Origin of the sequence: Streptomyces bluensis (assembly GCF_014650715.1) — a bacterium.
GTDB classification, from domain to species: domain Bacteria; phylum Actinomycetota; class Actinomycetes; order Streptomycetales; family Streptomycetaceae; genus Streptomyces; species Streptomyces bluensis.
Genome location: NZ_BMVM01000011.1, coordinates 61,045 through 82,546 on the forward strand (window position 1 = coordinate 61,045; position 21,502 = coordinate 82,546).

A 21,502-nucleotide genomic window follows, 5' to 3' on the forward strand; every position below is an offset into this window, starting at 1 on the left:
GGAAACGGCAGCCACCCACAGACGGACATCACCCGTTCACCCCCGCGTAGTGCCCGAGGCTCCACCGCCACAGCAGCCGCGCCCCCAGGTAGGCCAGCACGCCCACCAGCGGTGAGAGCGCCGCCAGCCAGTACGGCACACCGGTGTCGTGGCCGTGGCCGGTGAGGACCGCGGCCGGGAAGTACGCGACGAACGCGAGCGGAAGCCCGTACGTCAGGAAACCGCCCACCGCCCTCGGCAGGACGTTCAGCGGGTAACTGCCGAACGTGCCGAGCAGCTCCTCCAGCCAGCGGCTCCAGTAGTCGGCGGCCGGGAAGCGCAGGGCGGCCGACGCCACCGCCGTGAACAGGGCCGCCTCCAGCAGCATGCCGCCGATCACCGCGGCGACCAGGTACGAGATCCGGCCCGCCGTCCAGTCCAGGTCGCTGCGGCTGAGCGCGCCCGCCATCAGCCCCGCCGCCACCGTCAGGTCACCGATCGCGTTGGTCGGGAAGTAGGCCAGCTGGACATGGCGGTGCACCGGCATGGGGCGCACCAGATAGATGTCGATCCTCCCTTCCTGGATCTGCCGGCCGACGAAGTGCATACGCCCCAGCACCAGCACGAACAACCCGTGCGCGAGCATCCGTGTCGCCGGGATCAGCAGCACCTCCGAACTGTCCCAGCCGCCCATCCCGGTGAACCGGGACAGCAGCACCGTCGCGAACACGATCACCGACACCTGCCAGATCGCGCCGATCGCGATCATCAGCAGGAACTCGGTGCGGTACTCCAGTTGCGCGCGGAAGTTGAGAACGGTGATACGCCACGCGATCCGGACGGCCTTCACAGTTCTCAGCCTCCCTGGGAGATGACACGGCGGGCGGCCCGCCGCCACAGGAAACGGGTGAACAGGGCGAGCAGGACCACCCAGACCGCCTGGATCGCCAGCTGACCGCCGGCGTCCGACAGCGGGATGCGGCCGATGTAGAGGGACAGGGGCACGCTCAGCGTGGCCTGGAAGGGCAGGAACCCGCTCATCGTGAGGAACCAGTCCGGGAAGAACCACAGCGGCGCGTACACCCCGGACAGCAGGTTCTGCGCGAAGATCAGGATGAGCATCGCGGCGTTGTTGCGCACCGTCCAGAAGCACAGCTGGTCCAGGACGAGCATCACGAAGTACAGGACCAGCTGGCCGAGCACCAGGCTGAGCGCGAACACCCCCGCCACCGCGGCCGACACCGGCGGCTGCACCACCCCGGCCGCGAGACAGACCCCGTATCCGGCCAGCGCCCACACGAACCCGTACAACTGCTCGCCGAGGGCGCGCAGGGCGTGGTAGCGCTGGGGAGGCAGGGGCCGCAGATACCAGTAGACGATCGTGCCGAAGTGCATGTGCTGGAGCACGGTGTCCCGGCCCGCGTACTGGTCCAGCTCCCGCAGGCGCGAGGCGAGGACGGCCAGCACGGCGTACGTCACGGCCTGGTCGACGTCGAGTCCGGCGGTGGTGCCGGTGTTCGCGTACAGGCCGTGCCACAGGGACGCCACCAGAACCACCTGCACCGTCAGCCGGAGCAGGACGGCGGTTATCCGGGGCGGGGTGTGCAGCTCGCCGAGGGGGGTGACGCGGGCGGTGCGCCAGGCGTGCAGAACCGCCATCTCAGGCCCCTTCCGCGACCGGTTCCGCGACGGGCCCCGCCTGGACGTAGGCGGCCCGCATCACGTCCTCCAGGTCCGCCTCGTCGATGGCGACGCCCGTCACCTCGTACCGCTCGATGACCGCCTTCAGCGCCTGGTGCACGGTGGGCGCCTCGGACCCGTCGGGGCCGAACACGACCTGCGGCCCGTCCCGCCGCAGCACCGCGATGCCCGGCAGCGCCGTGACATCGGCGTGCGCGTCGGCGAGTGTCGCCCGCACCTGCCAGGTCGAGCCGAACGACCGGCGGATCTCGTCGAGCGAGCCGTCCAGCACGAGCCGCCCGTGGTTGATGAGGACGACCCGCTCGGCCAGCCGCTCCACCTCCGTCATGTCGTGCGTGGTGAGCAGCACCGTCCGGCCCCGCTCGGTCACCTGGTATCGCAGGAACTCGCGCACCTGCTCCTTGACCACCACGTCCATCCCGATGGTCGGCTCGTCGAGGAACACCACCGGCGGGTCGTGCAGCAGCGCGGCGGCCAGATCGCTGCGCACCCGCTGCCCCAGGGACAGGTGCCGTACCCGCGTGTCCCAGAAGGAGGACAGGTCGAGCAGCTCGTCGAACTCCTTCAGCCGCGCCGCGTGTTCCGCCTTCGGCACCTCGTAGATGTCCCGCAGGATCGCGAACGACTCACGCACCGGCAGGTCCCACCACAACTGGGTGCGCTGCCCGAACACCGCACCGATGTTGCGGGCGTTGCGCTCCCGCTCCTCGTACGGCACCACGCCCGCGACCCGGGCCTCGCCTGCCGAGGGGGTGAGGATGCCGGTGAGCATCTTGATGGTGGTGGACTTGCCCGCGCCGTTCGGCCCGAGCAGGGCGAGGAGTTCACCGGCAGCGACCTCGAAACTGATGTCGCGGACCGCCTCCTTGGCCACCCGCTCCGGGTTGACGAGGGATCTCACGGCGCCCAGGAGACCGGGGCGGCGGACAGTGGTGTGGAAAGTCCGGGACAGGCCGCGGACCTCGATACTTCCGGACACTCGACGAACCTCCGTGACACGTGCATCGCGGCCGACCGGCGGGGGCCGGTCGGCCGCGGAGGATCTGATTCACCCTTGCGGGCTGTCGATCAGTCGGTCAGATGACTTCTTCTGATGTCTCCGCTCATGCGTCTGGCGAGAAGACGAAGGAGAACTCCGCCGGCTCGGCCCGCAGGAAGTACCGCGGCAGCGGGCCCGGACCGCACGACTGCGAACCGATGCCCTGCTGGCCGTGGTCGAGGTTGACCCAGACCGTGTCACCGGGCGTGAGATCCGTCAGGTGCCGTGCCGCGTCCAGCTGCTCGGTCGTCCAGCGCCGGGCGCTGAACCAGAACTCCGGGTCGCCCTCGATCCGCAGCCCACCGAGCCGCGCCCAGCGGACATCGGCGCGGGCGCCGTTCTCCTGCGGGCGCACATACGGGGTCTGCAACTCGTCCACCGAGGACTCCCAGCGGCCCAGCACGGAGGCCGACCTGGTGTCCGGGTACGCCTCGCCGGGACCGCCGCCGTACCACTCCACCCGGTCCGCCCGCGCGAGCCCGAAGCGGATGCCGAGCCTCGGCAGCGGCACCGTCCAGTCACCCTCGGGCGTCACGGACACGGTCAGCCTCAGCCGCGTACCGTCGGACGTCCAGCGGTACACCGTGCGCAGGCCCACCTCCCGGGCGGCGGGTGCCACCCGCGTCCGTACGGTCAGCGCGTCGCCGTCCCGTTCCACCGCGTCCAGCCGGTGGCGCATCCGGTGCAGGCCGTGGGTGCGCCACAGCACGCCCCAGCGCGTGTCGTCCTGCCAGGACGCGCCGTCGTCGTTGTCCGTCGGAGCCCGCCACACATCCAGGCGCAGCCCGGTCACGTCGACGTCGCCGAGGGACCTCAGCGCACCCGTGCGGGCGTCGAAGACGGCCGGGCCGAGCGTGATCAGCCCCTCGCCGGGCACAGGAGCGGCCGAGGCGGCCACCGACACCGGCTGACGTTCGCCGACCGGGAGTTGGGCCCAGGCCACCACGTGGTCCTTCGGCCCCCACGCGGTCTCCTCGGCCAGCAGCGCCCGTACCGTCCACAGCGTCTCGCCGCTCCGGCCGGTCTCCGGCGGCTCCGGCAGCTTCACCTCCGCCGACTCGCCCGGCGCGAGCGCGGGCACCCGCAGCGCGCCCGTCCCGACCGTCTCACCGTCGACCTGGTACGCCCACGCGAAGGCCAGCGCGGACAGGTCGGCGAAGTCGTACGCGTTCGTGACCCGTACGGTGCCGTCCGCGCCGTCGCCCTCGATCCGGACCGGCTCGATCACCTTCTTGTACTCGACGAGCCCCGGAGACGGCGTCCGGTCCGGGAAGATCAGCCCGTCGCAGACGAAGTTCCCGTCGTGCAGCTCCTCGCCGAAGTCGCCGCCGTACGCGTAGCCCAGCTCCGGGTGCTTGATCCCGTGGTCGATCCACTCCCAGACGAAGCCGCCCTGGAGCCGCTCGTGAGCCTCGAAGATCCGCTGGTAGTCGGCGAGCCCGCCGGGCCCGTTGCCCATCGCGTGCCCGTACTCGCACTGGATGAAGGGGAGGTGGCGGCGCTTGTGCGTGCCCCCGTCCAGGCCCTGGCCGATGCGCTCGACCTCGGCGTGGTCGGCGTACATCCGCGAGTACACGTCCGTGTCACGGCAGTTCCAGTCGCCCTCGTAGTGCACGAGCCGTGAGCTGTCCCGGCCGCGGATCCACTCGGCCATGGCCGTCAGACCGCGCCCGGTGCCGGCCTCGTTGCCCAGGGACCACATGACGACGGACGGGTGGTTCTTGTCGCGCTCGACCATACGGGCCGCGCGGTCGAGCAGGGCCGGGGTCCAGCGGTCGTCGTCGACGGGGTTGTCCCGCCAGCCCTGCTCGGTGAAACCGTGGGTCTCCAGGTCGCACTCGTCGATGACCCACAGCCCGTACTCGTCGCACAGGTCGAGGAACGCCGGGTGCGGCGGGTAGTGCGAGGTGCGGACGGCGTTGAGGTTGTGCCGCTTCATCAGCAGCACGTCCTCGCGCATCGTCTGAAGGTCCAGGGCGCGGCCCCGCCCCGGGTGCCACTCGTGCCGGTTGACGCCCTTGAACAGGACGGCCCTGCCGTTGACCTTGATCAGGCCGTCCTCCAGGACGACGGTGCGGAAACCGATCCGCAGCGGCACCCGCTCGCCCGCGGTGGCCAGCACACCGTCGTACAGGCGCGGGGTCTCCGCGGTCCACGGCTCGACCGGCACGGTCACCGGCTCACCCGTCGCGACATCGATGTCGAGCTCGGGCACGGTGACCCTGCCGTCGACATCGGAGTCGACACGCAGGGTCCCCAGACCCTCGACGTGGTCGTACGACGCGTGCACGAAGAAGTCGGCCGCGCTGCCCGCCGGGCGGTGCAGGAGCGTCACATCACGGAAGATGCCCGGCAGCCACCACTGGTCCTGGTCCTCCAGGTACGAGCCCGCCGACCACTGGTGCACACGGACCGCGAGCACGTTCCCGGCCGGCTTCAGCAGATGCCCCACCGCGAACTCGTGCGGCAGCCGGGACCCCTTGAACTCGCCGATGTCCGTGCCGTTCAGCCACACCCGGGCACAGGACTCCACCCCGTCGAAGCGCAGCACCGCGCCGCCCTCCGACAGCGCGGGCCACTCATCGGACCAGTCGGCCGGCAGGTCGAACACCCTCAGGTGGTCACCGGTCGGGTTCTCGGTCGGCACACGGGGCGGGTCCACCGGGAACGGGTACAGGTGGTTCGTGTAGATCGGCGCCCCGAACGCTCCGTCGCCCTGGAGGACCCAGTGGCCCGGAACCGCCACCTCCGCCCAGTCCCCGGCGTCGTACCCCTGCGCGGCGAAGGAGTCGTCCTCGGCGTCCGCGGTCGGTGACAGACGGAACCGCCAGGTGCCGTTCAGCGACAGGGACTTGGCGTCGGAGGACGCGTACCAGGCGCGCGGCGGCAGGGCGCCGCTGCCCGGCGAGACGTCCTCGACGTAGTCGGTGGAGGTGGTGCGGAATGACATCGGTCTCCTTGCTCAGCCCTTGATGCCGGTCTGTGCGATGCCCTGGACCAGCCAGCGCTGGAGGAACAGGAACACGAGCAGCAGCGGCAGGATCGAGATGGCGGTGGCCATGAAGATCAGGTGGTAGTTCACGGTCTGGTTGGTCATGTAGGCGGAGAGCGCGACCTGGACGGTCCACGCGCTCGGGTCCTGGCCGATGACCAGCGGCCACAGGAAGGAGTTCCAGCCGTTGATGAAGGTGATCGTCGCGATCGCCGCGAAGAAGTTCAGCGAGTTGGGCACGACGACGCGCCAGTACGCGCCCCAGTAGCCGAGCCCGTCCACCCGCGCCGCCTCCTCCAGTTCCTTCGGAAACCCTAGGAAGTACTGCCGGAACAGGAAGCAGGTGAAACCACTGAACAACCCCGGGATGATGAGACCTCGGTAACTGTCGATCCAGCCGAGCGACGAGACCAGCACGAAGCCCGGGACGAACGTGACGGCCGTCGGGACCATCAGCGTGAACAGGACGGCGTAGAAGACCTTGTTCGCGTGCCGGTACGGGATACGGGCCAGGCCGTAGCCGGCCAGCGAACACACCAGCAGGGTGCCGACGGTGTGCAGGACGCCGACGATCAGCGAGTTCACCATCGACTGGCCGAAGTCGACGGTCGTGTCCTCGAACGGCGCGGTGACATTGCCCCACTGGATGTCCGTGGGGAAGAGCTTCCAATCCTCTCCGGTGATCTCGGCGTCCGTGGAGAAGGCGTTGCGGACCAGGACGTAGAACGGGATGAGGAAGAGGAGCGCGGCGACACCGATGGCGGCGTACAGGCCGGTGGAGCTCATCACCCCACGGCCCCGCGAGGCCCGGCGCGGCCCGCCGGCCGGGGCGGCCTTGGTCATCTCAGGTGCGGTCGTGGTCACTTGGACTCGTCACCCCTTCCAAAGCCCATGATCTTGCCCTGGAACAGGGTCACGACGACGATCAGCAGGGTCAGGATCACCGCTCCCGCGCTCCCGGCACCGTAGTCCTGGTTGTCGCCGAGGGCGGTGTAGTACAGCTCGACCAGCGGCGGCCGCCCCCAGGTGGTCTTCGACAGCAGGTTGAAGAATTCGTCGAAGGCCTGGTACGCGGCGATCAGGAGCAGCAGGATCACGGCCGTCGAGGTCGCCCGCAGCTGCGGCAGCGTGATGTGCCGGAACGTCTGCCAGCCCGGCTTGGCGCCGTCGATCGCGGCGGCCTCGTACAGCTCGCCCGGGATGTTCTGCAGCGCGGCCAGGAAGAGGATCATGTAGAAGCCGGACTGCAGCCACAGGCGCGCGGTGACGATGACCAGCCAGTACCACGGCGGGTTGGGGTTGTCGAGCCAGGCGATGTTCTCGACGCCGAACCAGCCCAGCACGGTGTTCGCCAGGCCGAAGCGGACACCGTTGAAGACGGACATCTTCCAGATGAGGGAGGCGGCGACATAACTGCACGCCGTCGGCAGGAAGAACACCGACCGGAAGAACGCCCGCATGAACCGCAGCCGGTTCACCATCAGGGCGAGTCCGAGGGAGAGCGCCCAGGTGGTGGGCACGATGATCGCGGCGAACACGGTGAACGTGCCGAGGGCGCCGGTGAAGTTGTCGTTCCCCAGCATGGACCGGTAGTTGTCGAGACCGACGAACGTGCTGGGTGTGACGGTGAAGCGGGCCTCGTAGAAGCTGAGCCAGATGCTCCAGCCGATCGGGACGTAGACGAAGATCAGCAGGCCGATGAGGAACGGCCCGGTGAACAGCCAGAAGTTGAAGGTGCCGCTGCCCCGCAGCCCCCGCCGAGGCCCGGCCTTGGAAGGCTTCGCCGGGGCGGGGCGCGCGAGGTCGCGCGTGGTGGTCGTCGACATGTCGTGGTCCGCCCGCCGGCCTATCCGAAGAGCTTCTTGAGCTCGGCGTTGACCACCTTGTCGCACTTGTCGAGGGCGGCCTCCGGGTCACCGTTCTTGCGGACGGAGTCGGCGAAGACGTCCTCCGTCGCCTTGATCATGGCCTGCGTCCAGCCGATGTTGTCGAAGTGCCCGAACTCGTTGAAGAGTTTGACGCCCTCGGCCGGCAGACCCGACTTGAGCTTGTCCGCGGACTCGGCGATGGAGGTGCGCGGCGGGATGTGGAAGCCGTAGGAGAGGGCCCAGTCCTCCTGGTACTCCTTGTTGTCGATCCACAGCCACTTCACGTACTCCTTGGCCTCGTCGACCCGGTCGCCCTTGGCGTTGACGAACATCGACCAGCCGCCGTTGTAGACGGCGGGCTTGCCGGCGTCGCCGACCTTCGGGAAGGGGAAGATGCCGAGGTCGTCGCCGAGCGCCTGCTGCATCACCGGCATGGCCCACATACCGCAGAACTGGATGGCGGTGAGGCCCTGGGTGAGCGCGGCGGGGTCCCAGTAGTCCGCCGGGGCGCCGAGGAGCAGGTCGCCGCTGGTGAACAGCTTGCGCATCTGCCTGATGCCGTCGACGACGGCGTCCGTGTGGTAGGCGGGCTCGTTCTTGTCGTTGAGGGTGTCGGCGCCGGCCGCCCAGATCATCGGGCGGATGACGGCCTGCAGGGTGTTGCCGAGGTAGACGCCCTTGACCTTGTCCGTGGTGAGCTTGGCGGCGGCCTCCAACAACTCGTCGAGCGTCTGCGGCACCTCGACGTTCGCCTTCTCCAGCATCGACTTGCGGTAGAAGAAGAACTGCGGGTCGTCGATCATCCGGACGCCGTATATCTTGCCGTCCACCGTGTGCGACTGGATGTCGGCCTGGTTGAAGTCGTCCTTGACCGGCTCGACGATGTCGCTCAGATCCGCCACCTGACCGCTCTTGATGAGCTGGATCTGCGGGTGGAACTCGAAGAGGTCGGGTGCCTCCTTGGTGAGCAGGGACGCGAAGAGCTTGCTCTCGAAGTTAGAGCCGGTGATCCACTGCGTGGTGACGTTGGCGCCCTTGTACGCCTTCGCGTACTTCTTGATGGCCTGCTCGGTCCCGGCCTCGCCGTACGCGTGGAAGTACTGGACGAGCGCGTTCCCCGACGCGCCACCCCCACGGCCGTTGTTGCTGCCGCACGCGGCCAGTCCGCCGGCGGCGGCGAGGCCCATGGCGGCCCGCAGAACGGTACGGCGGTCCCAGTTGCTGTTGCTCAATGCCGGCATGCTGACGTCCTTGTCTCGATATGCGGCTGCGGCTCTGTCGCTGAGCGCCAGATGACTCAACTGACTCGGATGACTCAGCTGGCTCAGATGGCTCAAAGGGAGGTGCGGAGCGGGACGTTAACCTTCGGCTAAGGCTTCGGCAAGGGGTTGAACGAAGTCTGTTCGAAGCGTTGTATCCGGTTCGGGATGCCGAACGCGGGGTGGTGCGAAGGGGCCGCCTTACGCCGTCACGCGGGCGGCGCGGTACGGCTCCGTGGGACGCCGGAGCGCCGGGCCGGCCGCTGGCTGATCGACGAGAGCGCGCCCTCCAGGGCGAAGGTCGCGGCTCCCAGGCATACCGGGTCGGAGGGGATGGGGGAGAGGACGATCGCGGTGGCCGCGAACGGCCGGCGCAACGCGTGCCGGGCCACGGCCTCACGCACCTCGCGCAGCAGCGGCTCGCCGAGCGTGGCCGCGACCCAGCTGCTGAGCACGACCACCTGGGGATTGAGGAGGTTGACGAGGTCGGCGATGCCCGCGCCCAGGTAACGGGCCGTGTCGCGGACGACCTTGACGGCCACCGGATCCTGTGCGGCGACCCCGCGGGCGAGCGCGTCGATGGTGGCGGTCTGGTCCTCGGGGTGGAGCAGCGGGCTCTTCGGGCTCAGTTCCCTCAGGTTGAGCATGATCCCGGGCGCGCCGACGTACGTCTCCACACAGCCGTGGTTGCCGCAGTGGCACAGCCGCCCGTCGAGCACGAGGGTCGTGTGCCCCCACTCGCCGGCGCTGTTGCTGACACCCCGGTGCAGTCCGCCGCCGAGTACCAGTCCGGCACCGACTCCGGTGCCCAGATTGACGACCACGGCGTCCCCGCGCCCACGGGCCGCGCCGAACCACTGCTCGGCGACCGCGCAGGCGCGCAGCGGATTGTCCAGGTGCAGCGGGTAGGCGATGTGCTCGGCGAGCAGGTCGAGCAGCGGCACCTCGTGCCAGTCCCAGTTCGGGGCGTACTCCGCGATCCCGGTGTCGCGGTCGACCTGCCCCGGCACGCTCACCCCGACGCCCAGCACCCGGGCGCCCTCGACCCCGGCCTGCGCGACCACCGAGCCGACCGCCGCCGCGACATGGGCGACGACCTGCTCCGGTCGGCCCTCACCCGGGCGCATGTCCTCGTCGGCGCGCGCGAGCACGTTCAGTCCCAGGTCGAAGAGTTCGACGCGGACGTATGTCTCCGCGATGTCCACGCCGATCAACGCGCCCCCCGACGCGTTGACGGCCACCAGTCCCCGCGGGCGACCGCCCGCCGAGTCCTCGAACCCGACCTCCGTGATCATGCGCAGATCGAGCAGCTCGCCCACGAGGGTGGCGACCGTGGCGAGGCTCAGCCCGGTGGCGGCGGCCAGTTCCTGCCGGGACGTGGGCGACTCGGCGATGATCTGGCGCAGCACCTCGTAGCGGTTCGCGGTGCGGATGTCGCGTGAGGTGCGCTTCACCACCGACACGGAACTCCCTCGATCCTTTCGGCCCATGGCCGGGCCCGTCGGCCCCGGCGCGGCGCAAGGCTATGGCCTGCCGGGACTTTCGACAAGGGGTTAGGAAAGGGGGTTTACAAAGTCCGGCGGTGGCGGGACGGCACGTCAGCGTATGTGGCTGAAGAGCGCGCACCGCCGCGCGCGCCGGGGGCGCCGGCCGCCCAGGACCTGGGCTCTCAGTCGCCCAGTACCTCCCGCACGAACGCGTTCCGGAACGTGCCCGCCGGGTCCAGCTCCCCTGCCAGCGCCCGGAAGTCGCCCAGCCGCGGGTACCGCTCGCGCAGCACCGCCGACGGCACCGTGAACACCTTGCCCCAGTGCGGTCGCGGCTCATACGGGTCCAGGGCCTCCTCCACCCGCCGCACCACGGGCAGCACGGCCGCGGTGTCGTCGACCCACGTGAAGTGCAGGGCCACCGTGTCCCGCCCGAAGGAGGGGCTGAGCCACTGCTCGTCGGCGGCCACCGTACGCACCTCGCAGATCTGGAGCACCGGAGCCATCACCTCCCGTACGGCGTCCAGCGCGTGGAGCGCGTCCAGGGCGTACGGCCGCGGCAGCAGGTACTCCGACTGGAGCTCGGCCCCGCTGCTCGGCGTGAACTCCGGCCGGAAGTGCGGCAGTCGCTCGTGCCAGGGGCCGGGCACCCCGAACTGCGGCGTGCAGTTCTCCGCGGGCATCCCCGGCACCGGATGCACCGCCGCGGTCGCGGGCGCCGCCCACGGGAAGTCCACGGGCGGCTCGTCGGTGCGCCGCTTGACCCAGACGTGGTTGAAGCGCGGCTCCCGCCAGTCGGTGAACAGGCTGACGCTGTACGCGCTCGCCGCCACGGCCGCGTGGTCGAGGCCGGCGAGCGGCAGGTCGACGTACACGTGCTGGCTCACCTCGAAGGCGGGCTCCAGGTCGAGCGTGAGCGCGGTGACGACACCGAGGGCGCCCAGGGACGTCACGGCCCCGCCGAAGCGCGTATCGCCACGGCCGATCACGACGATCTCCCCGCCCGCCGTGACCAGCTCGACCTCGCGCACGGCCGAGGCGAGCGGGCCGTTCGCGTTGCCCGACCCATGGGTGCCGGTCGCCACCGAGCCGGCCACCGAGATATGGGGGAGGGAGGCCAGGTTGGCCAGGGCCAGGCCGTGCCGGTGCACCGCGGCCGCGAGTTCCGCGTACCGGACGCCGCCCCCGACCCGTACCGTACGGGCCGCCGTGTCCACCTCGACCACCGGCGGCAGCGCGGTCAGCGACAGCAGCACGCCCTCGCTCCCCGGCTCGGCGATCTCGTTGAACGAGTGCCCGCTGCCGAGGACCCGCACCGCCCTGCTGCCCGCGACCAGGGCCCGCACCTCCTCGATGGAGTGCGGCCGGTGCAACTCCTTGGCCTTGTACGCGATGTTGCCGGCCCAGTTGGTCAGCGTGTCGGTCATTCCGGGTCCCTTTCCCTCGTGCGCTCCGGCGTGTTCGGCGTGTACGACGTGGAGGCACGTGTACGACGGAATCCAACCCAGGGGACACCGAGTGATCAACCCCGTGCGCTCCCCGTACCGTGCGCTTCGTCGGCGAGGACCTCGTGGATGACGTGCCGGGCGTGGGTCGCCATCACGGGGTTCGAGTCCCGGTAGGCCTGAAGTTCGAGGAGCGCGATCGACAGGGCCCAGCCGCGGCCGCGCGCCCAGGTGGCGTCGTCGGCGTCCAGACGGGCCCGGAAGGCGGCTCGCGCCGCGGCCGGGAGCACGTACCAGGCCACGATGAGGTCGACGGCGGGCTCGCCCAGGCCCAGGCAGCCGAAGTCGATGACCGCGCTGAGGCGTCCCTCGGCCAGCAACATGTTCCCGGGCTGGAGATCCGCGTGGATCCAGACCGGCGGCCCGGACCAGGCGGGGGCGAGCAGGGCGGCGTCCCACGCGGCGGTGGCCGTGTTGGTGTCGACGACTCCCCGCAGCTCCGCCAGCGCGGCCCGGGTCACCGCATCCCGGGTCGCCAGGTGCTCGGCGCGGTAGGACGGCGGTCCGTCCGCGGGATCGATGTCACGCAGCGCGGTGACGAACTCCGCCAGGTCCTCGGCGAGCGCGCCGGGTTCGGCGAGGTGCCCGACGGCCGGTGGCTCGCCGTCGAGCCAGCGGTAGACGGACCAGGGCCGGGGCAGTCCCTCATCGGGTGTTCCCCTGCCCAGCGGTACGGGGATGGCGACGGGAAGCAGTGGTGCGAGCCGCGGCAGCCATCGGTGCTCCTTCTCGATGTCATCCGCGGCCCCGGCGGTGAGGGGCAGGCGGACCACCATGTCCTCGCCGAGCCGGTACATGGCGTTCGCCGTGCCGGCGGTGCCGACCCGCACCACCGGCAGGCCCGCCCACTGCGGAAACTGCGCGGCGACGAGCCGGCGCACGAGGGCGGCGCGGGTGGCGGGGTCGGTGTCGTGGCTGGGCTGGGACGCGGCGGTATGCATCCGGCCATACGACTGGTCCGGAGCACCGGCCGTCAACGGATTTGCCCGCCGAAAGCAGGGCCCCGCCCCTACGCACCCCCACCCGGGGGCATAGCGTGAGGAGTCGTACATCCGATCCAGAAGGAGAAACGGGATGGGCAGCCGCACCGCGCTGGTAGAGGATCTGATGGAGCGATTCCCGCACGTGCCGCGGGAAGCGGTCTTCAAGGAGGACCTGCTCCGGGGCGGTGTGGCCTTCGACGCGTCCGCCCTCAGCGACAACGAGAACGGCGAGGTCAAGCCGAAGTCGTACTTCATCTTCTCCTTCGACCACGGCACCCTGCCCGAGCTCGGCGAGGCCGCGCTGCGCCGCCCGCCGGAGGAGATCATCCTCACCGGAGGCCCGTACGACCTGCGCCGCACCGTCGTGTCCGTACGCGTCAACCCGTCCTCGCCGTACCGCGTGGCCGCCGACGAGGACGGGGTGCTCGGGCTCTACCTCGACGGGAAGCGCATCGCCGACGTTGGTGTGCCGCCGATGCCGGAGTACTACCGGCACACGCTCGCCAACGGGAAGTCCGTGATGGAGGTGGCCCCGACCATCCAGTGGGGTTACCTGATCTACCTCACCGTGTTCCGGGTGTGCCAGTACTTCGGCGCCAAGGAGGAGTGCCAGTACTGCGACATCAACCACAACTGGCGCCAGCACAAGGCGGCCGGGCGTCCCTACACCGGTGTCAAGGACGTCGAGGAGGTCCTGGAGGCGCTGGAGATCATCGACCGGTACGACACCGCGAAGGCGTCCACGGCGTACACGCTCACCGGTGGTGCCATCACGTCGAAGGTCGCCGGGCGCGACGAGGCCGACTTCTACGGGCACTACGCCAAGGCCATCGAGGAGCGCTTCCCGGGGCGGTGGATCGGCAAGGTCGTCGCGCAGGCGCTGCCGCGGGACGACGTGCAGCGGTTCAAGGACTACGGGGTGCAGATCTACCACCCCAACTACGAGGTGTGGGACCGGCGGCTGTTCGAGCTGTACTGCCCGGGCAAGGAGCGGTACGTGGGCCGCGACGAGTGGCACAAGCGCATCCTCGACTCGGCGGAGGTGTTCGGCGCGCGCAACGTGATCCCCAACTTCGTGGCGGGCGTGGAGATGGCCGAGCCCTTCGGGTTCACGACCGTCGACGAGGCCATCGCGTCGACCACCGAGGGGCTGCGGTTCTTCATGTCCCACGGCATCACGCCCCGTTTCACCACCTGGTGCCCGGAGCCCACCACCCCGCTGGGCAAGGCGAACCCGCAGGGTGCGCCGCTGGAGTACCACATCCGGCTGCTGGAGGCGTACCGCGCCACGATGGACGACTTCGGGCTGTCGTCCCCGCCCGGATACGGCCCGCCCGGACCTGGTCGCGCGGTCTTCTCGGTGAGCTCGTTCATGGACAGCCTCCCGGCTGAGGAGCGCGTGGGCGCGTAGAGGCGCGCCCCGGGGCATGTGAAGGGCGCGCGTCAGCGAGTAACTTCCCGTGCGGGTGAGTCGATCGGGGCTGTCGTACGTAGAACTCATCAGCGGCAACTGGTGGCAACGGGCGGCAACGGGCGCGAACCGGCGGTAACCACATCTGGACATGTGGCTTGTCAGTTGTGCGGGAACCGTGAAAAGCTCGGGGCCTGTCGTGAGATACCCCCAACTCCCTTACTTCTAGGGTGAGTTGCCCTTTGCATTGTGGATGCGCATCGTTTCAGATGGACGCACCTCGCTCTGTGGATGCAGGAGACCCATGCCCCACCTGCCCAAGCCCCAGGACGCAACCGAAGCCGCGCTGCTCTCGGAGTGCTGGGACGCGGTCCTTTCGTACGCCGACCTGTGCACATCCGGGTCGGCCTCGGCCACCCAGCTGGCAACAGAGGCGTTCACGCACGGCATACAGCAGGCCCGCGCCGATGAGGCCAGAGCCGGCCGGGGCACGGGCCGAAGGGCGTTACGACTGCCCCGCATCCCCTTCCTGCTGGCCTCGGTCCGCACCACGGCCGCAGCCTGGGAGGCCCACGGGCGGGGCCCCCGCCTCGACGCCGATCTGCGGCTGTGGCTCAACTCCGACAAGGCCGCCCGGTACACCGGCCCGCCCCTGAACCGGCCGCTCGCGCTGCGTGGTCTGAGCGACATGCAGGAGCCGGACGCCGCCCTGCTGTGGCTGGTCGAGGTGGAGTCGCTGCCGCTGCCCGTCGTGGCCCGGCGCCTCCGGCTCGACCCGGCGAACGCCTCCAGGGAACTCGACCAGGTGCGCTCCCTGTTCCGGGAGCGTTGCCAGAGCAACCACCTCGACACACCCATGGACCCGGACTGCCGCAGCTACGCGCGGCTGCTCGACGCGGTCACCCGCTCCCCCGAGGCCGACACCCCCGAGGACCTCTCACGGCACCTCGCCACCTGCGTCGAGTGCGCCGAGGCCGCCGCCTGCCTCCGGCTGCCGGGCAGCGGACTGCCCGCCGCGCTGGCGGGCGGTGTCATCGGCTGGGGCGGCCACGCCTACCTGGAACGGCGTCGCCGGGCCGCCGAGGCCGGGCTGATCCCCGGCCGCGCCGACCTGTCGGGCGCCGACCGGGGCCTGTCGCCGAGCAGGGAGCCGGCGCCCCGGGTCGGCCGCACCGGCATGCTGGTGGCCGCCGGGATCGTCTCCGTCCTGGCCCTCGCGGTCTCCCTCATGCCCTTCGGCTCCGAGAGCGGCACCCTGGCCCAGGACGACCCGTCGAGCCGTCAGCCCGTGGCGGACCCGGACGTGTCGCTGCCGACGGTGGCGCCGCTGCCGTCCGACACCTCGGGCGACCCGTCGGAGATACCGCGAGCCGACGCCAGCCGCACCCCGGCCCGCGACTCCGACCCGGAACCACAGGGCGAGGGCTCGTCCCCGGCGCGCGTTTCGCACCGGCCGGTCACGCCCGACGAGTCGGGCTCCTCCTTCTGCCGACTCCGCTACGAGATAGTCAACGAGTGGCCCGACGGCTTCCAGGCCACCGTCACGGTCACCTCCGCCGAGACCCTCGACGACTGGCGCATCGGCTGGACCTTCAAGGACGGCCAGCGCATCACCCAGATGTGGGACGGCTCCTCCGACCAGGACGGCTCCCGTGTCACGGCGACCCCCGCCGACTACAACCAGTCCGTCGACGCCGGCAGCCCCTTCGGCGTGGGCTTCCTCGCCTCCTGGCAGGGCGACAACTCCACCCCACGCGACTTCACGCTGAACGGCCGGAGCTGCACGAAGGTGAGCTGAGGCCGCCGGGAGGGCCCAGGCAGCCGCCCCAGACGGGCGCCGGCCCGGTGAGGCGTCCGGTCCGGTGAGGCCCGCCGGTACTCCCAGGCGGTGGAGCCGCACGATGTCACCGGTCTGCACCCCCCGCGGGGCGCGGCCCCCGTACTCGATCGCCCCGCCCCGCATGCCCGGGGCGGCGGGTGCGTCGAGACTGGGCCCATGCCGGGACGCATCGAGGACTACGCCCTCGTCGGGGACCTCCTCACCGCGGCGCTCGTGGGCCGGGACGGGAGTCTGGACTGGCTGTGCCTGCCACGGTTCGACTCGTCGGCGTGCTTCGCCGCGCTGCTCGGCGACCGGGACAACGGCCGCTGGCTGATCGCCCCGGCGGAGCCGGACGGCCCGTACGCCCGCCGCCGCTACCGTGGTGACACGCTCATCCTCGACACCGAGTGGGAGACGGCCACCGGCCAGGCCCTCGTCACCGACTTCATGCCGCGCCGCGAGGGCGCCCCCTGCGTCGTCCGCATCGTCGAGGGCCTGTCCGGCAGCGTCGACATGCAGATGGACCTGCGGCTGCGCTTCGACTACGGGCGCGTGCTGCCCTGGATGCGCCGGGAGGACGGCGCCCTGACCGGGATCGCCGGCCCGGAGTCGGTGTGGCTGCGCACCCCCGTACGGCTCACCGCGCACGGCAAGGCCCACACCGCCCGCTTCCGCGTCAGCGCCGGCGAACAGATCCCCTTCGTCCTCACCTGGCACCCCTCCCACCTGCCCGCACCCGACCCCGTGGACGCCTTCGCGGCACTGCGGGCCACGGAGACGTACTGGCAGGAGTGGCTGCGGCCGCTGACCTACCACGGCCCCTACCGCGACGCCGTGGCCCGCTCCCTCATCACCCTCAAGGCCCTCACCTACGAGCCCACCGGCGGCATCGTCGCCGCCCCCACCACCTCCCTGCCCGAGCAGATCGGCGGCTCGCGCAACTGGGACTACCGCTACAGCTGGCTCCGCGACAGCGGCCTCACCCTGGAAGCCCTGCTGCGCAGCGGCTTCACCGCCGAGGCCGAAGCCTGGCGGGGCTGGCTCGAACGGGCGGTGGCCGGACGCCCCCAGGACATCCAGGTCATGTACGGCATCGCGGGCGAACGCCGGCTCAACGAGTGGGAGGCCGACTGGCTGCCCGGGTACGAGGGCTCACGGCCCGTACGCGTCGGCAACGCGGCAGCCCAGCAGCGACAGCTCGACGTGCAGGGCGAGGTGATGGAGACCGTCTACCTCACCGTCCGCTCCGGACTGCGCCCCCGGCAGCACATGGTCTCCCTCCAGCGACTCCTGCTCGACGACCTGGAGCATGCATGGACGGCCCCCGACCAGGGGCTGTGGGAGACACGCAGCGCCCCGCGCCACCACGTCCACTCCAAGGTGATGTGCTGGGTCGCCTTCGACCGCGCGGTGCGTCTCGCCGAGGAGTTCGGGCGCTCCGGGCCCGTGGACCGCTGGCGGCAGGTCAGCGACCGTATCCGCCAGGAGGTGTGCGAGCAGGGCTTCGACCCCGCCCGCTCCACCTTCACCAGCGCCTACGGATCGCCGGAGCTGGACGCCGCGCTGCTGCTCATCCCGCAGACCGGCTTCCTGCCCCCCGACGACCCCCGGGTCCTCGGCACCGTCGAGGCGGTACGACGCGAACTCGCCGCCGACGGGCTGGTGTTGCGCTACGCGACCGGCGACGGCCCCTCCCCGGACGGGCTCACCGGACCCGAGGGCGCCTTCCTGGCCTGCTCCTTCTGGCTCGCGGACGCGCTGCTGCTGATCGGCCGCGAGGACGAGGCCCTCGAACTGTTCGAGCGGCTGCTGTCACTGCGCAACGACGTCGGCCTCCTCGCCGAGGAGTACGACCCCGTCACAGGCCGCCAACTCGGCAACTTCCCCCAGGCGTTCACCCATGTTCCCCTCATCCGGGTCGCGTACGAACTGGACCAGCACGCCACGCAGCACCGGCGCGGTCTGCCGCGCCCCGGGGAGTGAGAAAACCGATTGACGCAGGTCCGTGGGGGCCCGCTAGGGTGAGGGCACTTCGGGTGGTGGCCGGTGGCCGCCGCCGTCGAACCGGGCGAGGAACGGGAGGTGTTGACCGATGGCTGTCATTGCGATGGGTGTTGCCCGCATCCGCATCCAGGAATCCATCAAGTCCACCTCCGTGGTCACCGGCTGACACCTCGATCTGTGCCGCGCGCATTCGCGCCTGCCGGGGCCACCCTGTGAAGGGTCTCCCTTGACTTCCTCTCCCTCCTCTCCGTCCTCTCCGTCCTCTTCCTTCTCTCCCACCTCTTCTTCTGCTGCTGCTTCCTCCGCTCTGGCTCGCTACGGCTGGGACCAGGCGTGGGCGGACGAGTTCGCCCCGTACGACGCCGAAGGGCTCCTGGCCGGGCGGGTGATCCGGGTCGACCGGGGCCAGTGCGACGTGATCACCGCCGACGGGGTCGTGCGCGCGGACACCGCGTTCGTGACACCGCACGACCCGCTGCGCGTCGTGTGCACCGGCGACTGGGTCGCCGTCGAGCCCACGGGCAACCCCCGCTACGTACGGGCGTATCTGCCGCGCCGTACGGCCTTCGTGCGCTCCACCTCCTCCAAGCGGTCCGAGGGGCAGATCCTCGCGGCCAACGTCGACCACGCGGTCGTCGCCCTGTCCCTCGCCGCGGAACTCGACCTCGGCCGGGTCGAACGCTTCCTGGCGCTCGCCTGGGAGTCCGGCGCACAGCCCGTCGTAGTGCTGACCAAGGCCGACCTCGTACCGGACGCGGTGACACGCGCCCACCTGGTGCAGGACGTGGAGACGAGCGCGCCCGGAGTGCCGGTGCTGCCCGTCAGCGCCGCGTTCGGGGACGGCCTGGACGTCCTCGCGGCGGTGGTCTCCGGGGGCACGTCCGTGCTGCTCGGGCAGTCCGGCGCGGGCAAGTCGACCCTCGCGAACGCGCTGCTCGGCACGGACGTCATGGAGGTCCAGGCCACGCGTGACGTCGACGGCAAGGGCCGCCACACCACCACGACGCGCAATCTCCTCGCGCTGCCCGGCGGCGGTGTGCTCATCGACACCCCCGGGCTGCGCGGCGTCGGCCTCTGGGACGCCGGGACCGGGGTCGGCCAGGTGTTCTCGGAGATCGAGGAACTGGCCGCCGAGTGCCGCTTCCACGACTGCGCGCACGCCGCGGAGCCGGGGTGCGCGGTCCTCGCCGCCGTCGACTCCGGCGCGCTGCCGGAGCGGCGCCTCGACAGTTACCGGAAGCTGCTCCGCGAGAACCAGCGGATCGTCGCGAAGACGGATGCGAGGGTGCGGGCGGAGATCCGCCGGGAGTGGAAGCGGAAGGGCGCCGAGGGGCGCGCGGCGATGGAGGCGAAGAAGGGGCGCTGGATGTAAGGGCGCCGGGGGCGATCCCTGGGGGCGAGGCTCGCTGGGGGGGCGCCCCCAGCCCCGCCTCCCCCGCATGCCGCGCTCCAACGCCGTGTCCGATTCCCGCCAGCCCCGACCCCCGCCGTCGTCCATCCTGGGAAGCGTGATCGATGAAGAGACCAGGTACGAGGCCGTGCGGAGCAGGGACGCACGGTTCGACGGCGAGTTCTTCTTCGCCGTCGAGACGACCGGGATCTACTGCCGGCCGAGCTGCCCCGCGGTGACGCCGAAGCGGCACAACGTGCGGTACTACGCGACCGCCGCGGCCGCCCAGGGCGCCGGGTTCCGGGCCTGCCGGCGGTGCCGGCCGGACGCGGTGCCCGGCTCCGCCGAGTGGAACGTACGCGCGGACGTCGTCGGTCGTGCCATGCGCATGATCGGCGACGGTGTCGTCGACCGGGAGGGCGTCGCCGGGCTGGCCGTACGGCTCGGGTACAGCGCCCGCCAGGTCCAGCGGCAGCTCACCGCCGAGGTCGGCGCGGGGCCGGTGGCGCTGGCCCGCGCGCAGCGGGCGCACACCGCGCGCCTGCTGTTGCAGACCACCGGCCTGCCGATCACGGAGATCGCGTTCGCCTCCGGCTTCGCCAGCGTGCGGCAGTTCAACGACACGATCCGCGCCGTGTACGCCGCCACGCCCACCGAACTGCGCGCCGCCGCGCCCCGCCGGGACGCCCCCGGCCGGGAGGCCGCCGCCCCGTCCACCGGGATTCCGCTGCGGCTCGCCCACCGGGGGCCCTACCAGTCCGCCGCCGTCTTCGACCTGCTCGCCGACGAGGCGGTCGCCGGCGTCGAGGACATGACCGGTCCACGCGGCCGCCGCACCTACCGGCGCACGCTGCGGCTGCCCCACGGCCACGGGATCGTCGCCGTCGACGAGCGTCCGGGCGGCGGTTCGGGGACCGGCCGCGGGGGCTGGCTGGACGCGCGGATCCGGCTCTGCGATCCGCGTGACCTCACCACCGCCGTACAGCGGCTGCGGCGCCTCTTCGACCTCGACGCCGATCCGTACGCCGTGGACGGGCGGCTCGCCCGTGATCCCCGGCTCGCCCCGTCGGTCGCCGCGCGCCCCGGCCTGCGGTCACCCGGTGCCGCCGACCCTGAGGAACTGGCCGTACGTGCCGTCGTGGGCGTGGCGCGGGCCGAGGAACTGGTGCGGACGTACGGGAAGCCCCTGGACGCGCCCCGCGGCGCGCTCACCCACGTCTTTCCCGAGCCCGCCGTGCTCGCGGGGGCGGAGGACGGCCGTGGCACCCTCGGCGCGCTCGCCGCCGCGCTGGCCGACGGGACGCTACGGCTCGACGCGGGCGCCGACCGGGACGACGCACAGGAGGCGCTGCGGGCGCTGCCGGGCATGGACGCCCGTACCGTCGCCGTGATCCGCACCCGCGCGCTCGGCGACCCGGACGTCGCGCCGCCGGGCGTGCACGCCCCCGAGAGCTGGCGTCCCTGGCGCTCGTACGCCCTGCACCACCTCAGGACCGCCCGCCGGTCCGAGCGAGAGAAAACCGGAGTCTGACATGTCCGAGCTCGTCCACTACACGCAGATCGACAGCCCTCTCGGTCGGCTCCTCCTCACCGCCGACGATTCCGGAGCCCTGACTTCCCTGTCCGTCCCCGGCCAGAGGGGCGGGCGGGTCCTCCAGCCGGAGTGGCGGTGCGCGCCGAGCCTCTTCCGCGCGGCCGAGGAGCAACTCGGCGCGTACTTCGCCGGTGAACTCAAGGAGTTCCGGCTGGAGGTACGCGGTAGCGGTACCGCGTTCCGTGAGCGGGTGTGGGACGCGCTGGACGATGTCCCGTACGGGGCGACCACGACGTACGGCGACATCGCCGCGCGTATCGGGGCGTCCCGGGCGGCGGTTCGGGCCGTCGGTGGTGCGATCGGGGCCAATCCTCTGCTGATCGTTCGGCCGTGCCACCGGGTGATCGGTGCGGATGGCTCTCTGACGGGCTATGCGGGGGGTCTCGACCGCAAGCTGTGGCTGCTTGGGCTGGAGGGGGCGGTGTCGCCGCCCCTGGGCTGACCGCCGGGGGTTGTCGCCCCCGCCGC

At 71.2% G+C, this 21,502-nt stretch carries 16 protein-coding genes; 6 read left to right on the forward strand and 10 right to left on the reverse strand.

Going from position 1 to position 21,502, the window contains the following annotated elements; genetic code table 11:
• Positions 1–28 precede the first annotated feature (28 nt).
• From IE262_RS25330 to IE262_RS25375, 10 genes are all read right to left on the reverse strand, one after another.
• The gene (locus IE262_RS25330) at positions 29–829 is read right to left on the reverse strand and encodes an ABC transporter permease (protein ID WP_189876788.1); all 801 of its coding nucleotides are present in this window, start codon (positions 827–829) and stop codon (positions 29–31) included.
• A 5-nt stretch (positions 830–834) separates the two neighbouring features.
• Complete coding sequence (locus IE262_RS25335) at positions 835–1,638, reverse strand: ABC transporter permease (protein WP_189876791.1); 804 nt, start codon at positions 1,636–1,638, stop codon at positions 835–837.
• A gap of 1 nt (position 1,639) precedes the next feature.
• Positions 1,640–2,659 (reverse strand): ABC transporter ATP-binding protein, encoded by a 1,020-nt coding sequence (locus IE262_RS25340; protein WP_134028472.1) that lies wholly within the window; start codon positions 2,657–2,659, stop codon positions 1,640–1,642.
• Positions 2,660–2,783: 124 nt separating this feature from the next.
• Positions 2,784–5,669 (reverse strand): glycoside hydrolase family 2 TIM barrel-domain containing protein, encoded by a 2,886-nt coding sequence (locus tag IE262_RS25345; protein ID WP_189876794.1) that lies wholly within the window; start codon positions 5,667–5,669, stop codon positions 2,784–2,786.
• A 12-nt stretch (positions 5,670–5,681) separates the two neighbouring features.
• Positions 5,682–6,575, reverse strand: a complete 894-nt coding sequence (locus IE262_RS25350) for a carbohydrate ABC transporter permease (protein ID WP_134028468.1) — start codon at positions 6,573–6,575, stop codon at positions 5,682–5,684.
• Complete coding sequence (locus tag IE262_RS25355) at positions 6,572–7,537, reverse strand: carbohydrate ABC transporter permease (RefSeq protein ID WP_134028466.1); 966 nt, start codon at positions 7,535–7,537, stop codon at positions 6,572–6,574. Before IE262_RS25355 ends, IE262_RS25350 begins: the two co-directional genes overlap by 4 nt.
• Before the next feature lie 20 nt (positions 7,538–7,557).
• Positions 7,558–8,820: an ABC transporter substrate-binding protein gene (locus IE262_RS25360; RefSeq protein ID WP_189876797.1), complete on the reverse strand. Its 1,263-nt coding sequence runs from the start codon at positions 8,818–8,820 to the stop codon at positions 7,558–7,560.
• Between the two features lie 227 nt (positions 8,821–9,047).
• A complete protein-coding gene (locus IE262_RS25365) occupies positions 9,048–10,292 on the reverse strand; it encodes an ROK family transcriptional regulator (protein WP_373305141.1) in 1,245 nt (414 codons plus the stop codon).
• 215 nt (positions 10,293–10,507) lie between these two features.
• The gene (locus IE262_RS25370; RefSeq protein ID WP_134028462.1) at positions 10,508–11,752 is read right to left on the reverse strand and encodes an FAD-binding protein; all 1,245 of its coding nucleotides are present in this window, start codon (positions 11,750–11,752) and stop codon (positions 10,508–10,510) included.
• 95 nt (positions 11,753–11,847) lie between these two features.
• A complete protein-coding gene (locus tag IE262_RS25375) occupies positions 11,848–12,771 on the reverse strand; it encodes an aminoglycoside phosphotransferase family protein (protein ID WP_189876804.1) in 924 nt (307 codons plus the stop codon).
• Between the two features lie 133 nt (positions 12,772–12,904).
• On the opposite strand from IE262_RS25375, the gene IE262_RS25380 reads away from it, so the two are divergent.
• The 6 genes from IE262_RS25380 (at position 12,905) to IE262_RS25405 (ending at position 21,476) form a co-directional block, all read left to right on the forward strand.
• Positions 12,905–14,224: a radical SAM protein gene (locus IE262_RS25380; protein WP_189876807.1), complete on the forward strand. Its 1,320-nt coding sequence runs from the start codon at positions 12,905–12,907 to the stop codon at positions 14,222–14,224.
• A 304-nt stretch (positions 14,225–14,528) separates the two neighbouring features.
• Positions 14,529–16,022, forward strand: a complete 1,494-nt coding sequence (locus tag IE262_RS25385; RefSeq protein ID WP_189876810.1) for a cellulose-binding domain-containing protein — start codon at positions 14,529–14,531, stop codon at positions 16,020–16,022.
• Between the two features lie 198 nt (positions 16,023–16,220).
• Positions 16,221–18,029, forward strand: a complete 1,809-nt coding sequence (locus IE262_RS25390) for a glycoside hydrolase family 15 protein (RefSeq protein ID WP_189876813.1) — start codon at positions 16,221–16,223, stop codon at positions 18,027–18,029.
• A 328-nt stretch (positions 18,030–18,357) separates the two neighbouring features.
• Positions 18,358–19,422 (forward strand): ribosome small subunit-dependent GTPase A, encoded by a 1,065-nt coding sequence (gene rsgA, locus IE262_RS25395; protein ID WP_373305142.1) that lies wholly within the window; start codon positions 18,358–18,360, stop codon positions 19,420–19,422.
• A 139-nt stretch (positions 19,423–19,561) separates the two neighbouring features.
• Entirely contained in the window at positions 19,562–20,971 is a 1,410-nt protein-coding gene (locus IE262_RS25400) for a bifunctional transcriptional activator/DNA repair enzyme AdaA (protein ID WP_229877490.1), read from the forward strand.
• Position 20,972: 1 nt separating this feature from the next.
• Positions 20,973–21,476, forward strand: a complete 504-nt coding sequence (locus IE262_RS25405; protein WP_134028450.1) for a methylated-DNA--[protein]-cysteine S-methyltransferase — start codon at positions 20,973–20,975, stop codon at positions 21,474–21,476.
• Positions 21,477–21,502: the final 26 nt, after the last annotated feature.